The following is a 6,502-nucleotide window of genomic DNA, read 5'->3' as shown; positions in this document are numbered from 1 at the left end:
TGGCTATCTTGGCACCTACAGCGCCGATCGCCAGCCCTCATTGGAAGCGCTGCTTCTGGAGCCTGCGCGACGCCTGCCCGACCGCCGCTTCGTCGTCGCCGGCTCGCAATATCCCTCCGATATCGCCTGGCCGGACAATGTCGAGCGGATCGAGCACCTGCCGCCTTCTGGACATGCCGCCTTCTACAGCCGCCAGCGCTATACGCTGAACCTTACGCGGGCGTCGATGATCGCGGCCGGATGGTCGCCCAGCGTGCGGCTTTTCGAAGCCGCTGCCTGCGGCACGCCGATCATAAGCGACCGCTGGCCCGGGCTCGACGATTTCTTCCCGGGACCGGCGATCGAGACGGCAGCTTTTGCCGCAGATGTCGAGGAGATCCTCAGCGCCAAATCCGAGCGGGCAAGGCTCGACATGGCCAGACGGGCGCGCGAGGCGGTGCTTTCAAGACATACCGCCATGGCAAGGGCACGTGAATTCGTTTCGGCGCTGACGCCGTCTGTGGGGATGCGTCCGGCGGTCGATCTTGACGTCGAAAGTGCGGCATGAGCGGCAGACAGGAGACCATCGATATGCGGCGATCTAAAAGGGCTGAACAAAGAAGGACCGCGCTTGTTGCCGGCGGTGCCGGTTTCCTCGGTTCGCATTTATGCGAGGCGCTGCTGCATGACGGCTATCGCGTGATCTGCGTCGACAATTTCCTCACCGGCAGAATGGAGAATATCAGTTCGCTGGTTGGCCAGGCGCGCTTTCGACTGATCGAGCAGGACGTTTGCACCCCTCTGGAACTCGGTGAACCTGTCGATCGCGTTTTTAACCTGGCCTGCGCGGCATCGCCGCCTCGCTATCAGGCCGACCCTATCCACACGACGCGGACCTGTGTGATCGGGACTCTCAACCTTTTGGAGCTCGCCGCCGGCAGCGGCGCCCGCTTCCTGCAAGCATCGACCAGCGAAGTCTATGGCGATCCGGAACAGCATCCGCAGCGCGAGGACTATGTCGGCCACGTCAACTGCACCGGACCGCGAGCCTGTTACGACGAGGGCAAGCGCGCCGCCGAAACGCTCTGCTTCGATTATCAGCGCGCCGAGATGGCGGATATTCGCGTCGCGCGCATCTTCAACACCTATGGGCCGAGGATGGACCCCGCCGACGGCCGTATCGTCTCCAATCTGGTCATGCAGGCGATCGAGAAGCGGCCGCTGACGATCTTCGGCGATGGCCGGCAGACCCGCTCCTTCTGCTATGTCACCGATCTGGTCGAGGGCTTGCGCCGCCTGATGGATGTCGACCCCAATCCACGCCAGCCAGTCAATCTCGGCAATCCCGGGGAGTTTTCGATCCTTGAGCTGGCAAGACTGGTGCGCGAGCTGACCGGCACCAGATCGCCCGTGAAATTCCTGCCTCTGCCTGAGGACGACCCGCGCCGCCGGCGCCCCGACATAGGCCGCGCAAAGGCGCTTCTCGGCTGGTCGCCCGAGGTGCCTCTCAGGCAAGGCCTGCTGCAGACGATCGTCTACTTTTCAGGGGTGGACGATCTGGCGATCGCGCCCGTCACTGCAATCGACAGGGCGGGTGGGGGAAAGCTGCAGAACCTGCAGCTCTAAAGCAGCGGCATCTTTTCACCGGGGCGGAACAACCACCCGACATCGCGGTTGGGCATGACAACCGCGATGGAGGACGAGCTGTGAAGCCGAAGCGATCAGTCAACGACATCGACCAGATGGCGGCGGCGGAAACCGCCGCGTTCCTGCGAAGAGCTTCCATCACCTATCTCGAGTGTTGCGTCAGCCTGATGATGACGCATCTGCGACGGGAAGAAGTGGCAAGCATCCTGGAGCAGGAAGCCGATATGCTGCGCAGGCTCGACTGACCCAGCGGGCTTGGCTTTCAACAGACCAGAAGCCGGACAAGTCCGTCTTTGTAACGTTCAACTGCGCGCGTCGACCGCATCCGCTCTTCCTCGTCAGTCGACTGCCCTGCAATCGTCCAGAGGCCAAGCTGAAACGCGAGATAGCAGGGCTCCAAATAGTCGACCAAAGCTCTGTCGATCAATGTCGCCTGCTCGATGCAGCCCACGAGCTTCGAAAGCTCGGCGGCGGACAGGTCATGTTCGACCCTTGCCCCGGCGATGTCCCATTCTATGCCCTGGCAGCCGATAAGATCGTGCGATCGGCAATGATCGAACGCATCTGTCTTGAGCAGGCTCCCGTGCGGGCGGACCAGAAATTCCCACGCATGCAGCCGTCCGTCGATCTCGACCCGGCGCGTCGGACCCGGTGACGGCTGGCCGGCAAACCAGCTCTGCAAGGCGTGCGCGAACCTCTCCCCCAGCGCTTCCTCGCAGTTTTGCACCGACATGCCTGCGAGCTGGTCCAGCGACGCGCCTGTCTCGTCGGTCTGCAGCTTGGCGGCGCGCCAGCCGAGGTAACGCCCAAGCCAATCGATCAGCAGATCCCTTGCCGGCCCTTCCCGGTCCAGCCTGTCGGCATCGATCCAGCGCTCGACCAGAAAACCGTGGCAGAGTCCGGCAGGCTGAGCGCCAAAGCCAGCTTCGTGGAGTACCTTGGCCGTACCAAGCTTGCGCTGTCCTGTCTCGCCAAGGCCCGCGAACTTGATCAGCCAGCGTTCGCCGCCGGCCGAAGCGATGAATTTGCGCCGCTCGAATGCCGGGAATGCAGGCGGCCAGGCGTCTGCCGGCGCAGATAGATGTTCCCGCCACGCGCCGCCGGAGATTTCCTGAAGCTCAACATCGGCCTTGCCGAGCAGATGTCCTATCCAGTCCCGTAGCCCGGGGGCAACCGCGCCGTCAAAGACATCTTCGAAGTCCGCGACATGGCTTTGGCACTGCGACAAGGCAGCGACGGTCTCGGCATCAGCCTGCGCGCCCGGCCCGCCGCGATGGCTCGGGAAGAGATGAATGCGCTCCTGGTCGATGCCCTGCCGGCGCAGCCAGACAATGACGGCATAAAGGGAGCTGCCGGAGAGGCCCGGGCCTTCATCGACGATGGCAAATTCGGCTCGCGGTCTGTCGCGCCAAGAGCCCAGAAGTTCTGGCGCCGCGCTCATGTGCCGGCTAAACGGATGGCCGATCGGCCGCACGCTGATTGGCGGCGGCGCATGCAGGGCGGCGGCGACCATCGCCGCGAGGCCGAGCCCGATGCTGCGGATGCCGATGACGCAGGTGTTTGCGTCGAGACCGGACCGCAGCGCCGCAAGCAGATAGGTTTCCGGATAGAGGGCGTACAGCGCATAGCCTTCGGCCGGCCCGGTGGTTATTTTGCTGCCGCAGTCGATGGCGGCGAGCTTCGCCAGCAGCGACGCATCGAGCGATCCTTTTCGGGCAAATCCCTGCTGCCAGGACCGCAGCACTTCCCGCGACAGCTCGACGAGGATTTCAGAACCCAGCTTCTGCCTCGCCGAACTGCCGTCGGCACCTCTGGTGTCGAATTCCGCGTCGGCAAGGCCCTGGAAGAGTTCCGAGGCGGTAACGAAAAGATCGACCAGAGCAGCGTGACGTTCGATGCCGGCAGGCAGATCGCCAATCGCTTCAGCCTCGGCCAGGACAGCTTCCCTGAGCTGCTCTGCGCTATGCGTTCGCTTGTGGTCGCCGAAGACGATCATACGGCTCCTGCCTGCTGTCTGGTCGCCAACGCGAAGCGGCGCCTGTTTGATCCGCAATCGGGCTCGGCAATTTTTCGCGGCGCGAAGGAACATTCGCGGCCGCTCCCGGTTCGGCGCCGAGGAACTTACCTCCAACCAAAGAGGCCGTGGTTTCGTGACATCGAAGAAGGTTCGTATCGGCATCGTCGGCGTAGGCAATTGCGCATCATCGCTTGTGCAAGGTCTCTCCTACTATCGCCACGCCAACGGCAACGAGCCGATCCCCGGACTGATGCATGCCGATCTCGGCGGCTACCATGTTGACGATATCGAGGTGGTCTGCGCCTTCGATGTTGCGGAAAACAAGGTTGGGCGCGATGTGGCGGAAGCGATCTACACCGCGCCCAACAACACTTTCCGTTTCGCCGACGTTGCACCGACTGGGGTCCGCGTGGATCGCGGCCCGACGCTCGACGGCATCGGCAAATATCTCCGGGACCAGATTCCGGAGTCTGGCGAGCCGGTTGCCGACGTGATCGCTCGACTCCGGGAGAGCGGGGCCGAGATTCTGATATGCTATCTTCCGGTGGGCTCCGAAGCGGCCGCCCATTTCTACGCGGAATGCGCGCTCGATGCAGGCTGCGCCTTCGTCAATTGCATCCCTGTCTTCATCGCTTCGCGGCCGGAATGGCGCCAACGCTTCGAGGAGCGCGGCCTTCCCCTGGTCGGCGACGACATCAAGAGCCAGGTCGGCGCAACCATCGTGCACCGGCTGCTCGCCAATCTGTTCCGCGAGCGCGGCGTGCGCATCGATCGCACCTACCAGCTCAACTTCGGCGGCAACACCGACTTCCTCAACATGCTCGAGCGCGAGCGGCTGGAATCGAAGAAGATCTCGAAGACGCAGTCCGTCACCAGCCAGATCGACGTCCCGCTCGAGGCCGGGAACATCCATGTCGGACCCAGCGACCATGTCCCGTGGCTGACCGACCGCAAATGGGCCTATATCCGCGTCGAAGGCACCACCTTCGGCGGCGTGCCGCTCAATGCCGAACTCAAGCTGGAGGTTTGGGATTCGCCCAATTCGGCAGGCGTCGTCATCGACGCCGTCCGCTGCGCGAAGCTTGCCCTCGACCGCGGTATTGCCGGCGCGCTCACAGGCCCCAGCAGCTACTTCATGAAGTCGCCGCCGGAGCAGTTCACCGACGCAGAGGCGCGCCTGCGCACGCTCGCCTTCATCGCCGGCAATGACGAGCCGATGCTGGACGCCGCCGAATGACCACCACCTTCTTTCTCATCCGCCACGCGGCGCATGATCATGTCGGCTCGTACCTGGCCGGGCGGCTCGAGGGCGTTCGCCTGGGCGAAGCCGGCCAGGCGCAGGCGTTGCATCTGGCTCGCCGCATGGCACGCGAACCGCTCGCCGCGATCTTGAGCAGTCCGCGCGAGCGCACGCTGGAAACAGCGAAGCCGATCGCCATCGCTTGCGAGATTGAGAAGATCGCGATCTGCAAGGAACTCGACGAGATCGACTTCGGCGAATGGTCCGGCAAGACCTTCGAGGAACTCAACGGTGACGCAAGCTGGCGGCTTTGGAACGACCAGCGCCAGAGCGCCCGCACGCCGAGCGGCGAGACCATGCTGGACGTGCAGCACAGGATGATCGGCCTGATGGACGCGCTGCGCGAGAATGGACAGGGTCAGTGCATCGCGCTTGTCAGCCATGCCGATGTCATCAAGGCGGCTGTCTGCGCGATCCTCGGCCTCCCGCTCGGCGATTGCTTCCGCTTCGACATCGCGCCGGCCTCCATCACAACGGTCGTCCACGGCGACTGGGGGTCGAAGCTGGTCCGTTTGAATGAAATCGCCTGACGGGAGCGGCAACCGATGCGCATGGTCATTTTCGGCCTCACCGTCACATCCTCGTGGGGCAACGGACACGCCACGCTCTGGCGCGGCGCTCTGGCGCCGCTTGGCTGGTCGATCAGCTTCTTCGAGCGCGATACGCCCTACTATGCCGGCGCCAGGGACATCGACCGGCTCAAGGGCGGGAATATCGTTCTCTACGCAGACTGGGAGGACATCCGCCAGGAGGCCGAGGCTGCGATACGGGAAGCCGACGTCGTCATCGTCACCTCCTATTGTCCCGATGCCGTCGAGGCCTCGCGGATCGCGAATGACAGCTGCCGCGGCCTGAAGGTCTTTTACGATCTCGATACACCGGTGACGCTGGCGAGCATCGAGCGAGGTGATTACCCGGCCTATTTCGAGCCGAAGGGGTTGCGCGATTTCGATCTGGTCCTGAGCTATACCGGAGGGCCGGCGATCGACACACTGAAGAGCATTCTTGGCGCCCGTCATGTCCTGCCGCTCTACGGCCATGTCGATCCTGACCGGCACCGGCCGGCGCAGCCAAGGCCCGAGTTCGCATGCGACCTGTCCTATCTCGGCACCTATGCCGCGGACCGGCAGGCGGCCGTGGAAAGGCTGCTCGTCGCTCCAGCGGCCCGACTGCCGAACCGCCGTTTCGTCATAGGCGGGGCGCAGTACCCGCAGGACTTCCCCTGGAGCAGCAACATCTATTTCGTCAGGCACCTGCCCCCCGCCGACCACCCGGCCTTCTTTTCCTCCTCGCGCCTGACGCTCAACGTCACCCGCGAAGCGATGGCGCGACAGGGCTGGTGCCCGTCAGGCCGTCTGTTCGAGGCGGCTGCGTGCGGCGCCGCGATCATCTCCGACGACTGGGCCGGCCTCGACAGTTTCTTCACGCCCGGCAGCGAGATTCTGTTGGCGCACAGCACCGGCGACGTCGTTGCCGCGCTTGGCCTGTCCGACAATGAGATCGCAACGCTCGGCCGCCGCGCCCGGGAGCGTGTCCTCGACGTGGATGCAAAAGCGTCG

The 6,502-nt window shown here is 64.0% G+C and carries 7 protein-coding genes; 6 read left to right on the top strand and 1 reads right to left on the bottom strand.

Annotated features, from left to right (window positions below; all coding sequences use genetic code 11):
* From EOA24_RS23875 to EOA24_RS23865, 3 genes are all read left to right on the top strand, one after another.
* Nucleotides 1-547, top strand: a 547-nt coding sequence (locus EOA24_RS23875; RefSeq protein ID WP_145992541.1) for a glycosyltransferase, incomplete at its 5' end; no start/stop codon positions are given.
* Nucleotides 548-570: 23 nt separating this feature from the next.
* The gene (locus tag EOA24_RS23870; RefSeq protein ID WP_126083543.1) at nt 571-1,605 is read left to right on the top strand and encodes a UDP-glucuronic acid decarboxylase family protein; all 1,035 of its coding nucleotides are present in this window, start codon (nt 571-573) and stop codon (nt 1,603-1,605) included.
* 80 nt (nt 1,606-1,685) lie between these two features.
* Complete coding sequence (locus EOA24_RS23865; RefSeq protein ID WP_126079198.1) at nt 1,686-1,871, top strand: hypothetical protein; 186 nt, start codon at nt 1,686-1,688, stop codon at nt 1,869-1,871.
* 17 nt (nt 1,872-1,888) lie between these two features.
* Here the strand turns inward: EOA24_RS23865 and EOA24_RS23860 are convergent, their stop codons facing one another.
* Nucleotides 1,889-3,370, bottom strand: a complete 1,482-nt coding sequence (locus EOA24_RS23860) for a hypothetical protein (protein ID WP_245501841.1) — start codon at nt 3,368-3,370, stop codon at nt 1,889-1,891.
* Nucleotides 3,371-3,776: 406 nt separating this feature from the next.
* Here EOA24_RS23860 and EOA24_RS23855 point away from each other — a divergent pair, with 406 nt between their 5' ends.
* From EOA24_RS23855 to EOA24_RS23845, 3 genes are all read left to right on the top strand, one after another.
* On the top strand, nt 3,777-4,880 hold the full coding sequence (locus EOA24_RS23855; RefSeq protein WP_126079200.1) for an inositol-3-phosphate synthase: 1,104 nt from the start codon (nt 3,777-3,779) through the stop codon (nt 4,878-4,880).
* Nucleotides 4,877-5,473, top strand: a complete 597-nt coding sequence (locus tag EOA24_RS23850; RefSeq protein WP_126079201.1) for a histidine phosphatase family protein — start codon at nt 4,877-4,879, stop codon at nt 5,471-5,473. Before EOA24_RS23855 ends, EOA24_RS23850 begins: the two co-directional genes overlap by 4 nt.
* Nucleotides 5,474-5,488: 15 nt before the next feature.
* Nucleotides 5,489-6,502, top strand: a 1,014-nt coding sequence (locus tag EOA24_RS23845; RefSeq protein WP_127410123.1) for a glycosyltransferase, incomplete at its 3' end; no start/stop codon positions are given.

Origin of the sequence: Mesorhizobium sp. M2A.F.Ca.ET.039.01.1.1 (assembly GCF_003998035.1) — a bacterium.
Lineage (GTDB): Bacteria > Pseudomonadota > Alphaproteobacteria > Rhizobiales > Rhizobiaceae > Mesorhizobium.
Note: the sequence above shows the minus strand (reverse complement) of the source record. Positions and strands in the feature narration are given on the sequence as shown.

Excerpts from the sequence above, each read along its gene's own strand:
- EOA24_RS23870 (WP_126083543.1), top strand. The coding sequence starts at position 571 with ATGCGGCGATCTAAAAGGGCTGAACAAAGAAGGACCGCGCTTGTTGCC.
- EOA24_RS23850 (WP_126079201.1), top strand. The coding sequence starts at position 4,877 with ATGACCACCACCTTCTTTCTCATCCGCCACGCGGCGCATGATCATGTC.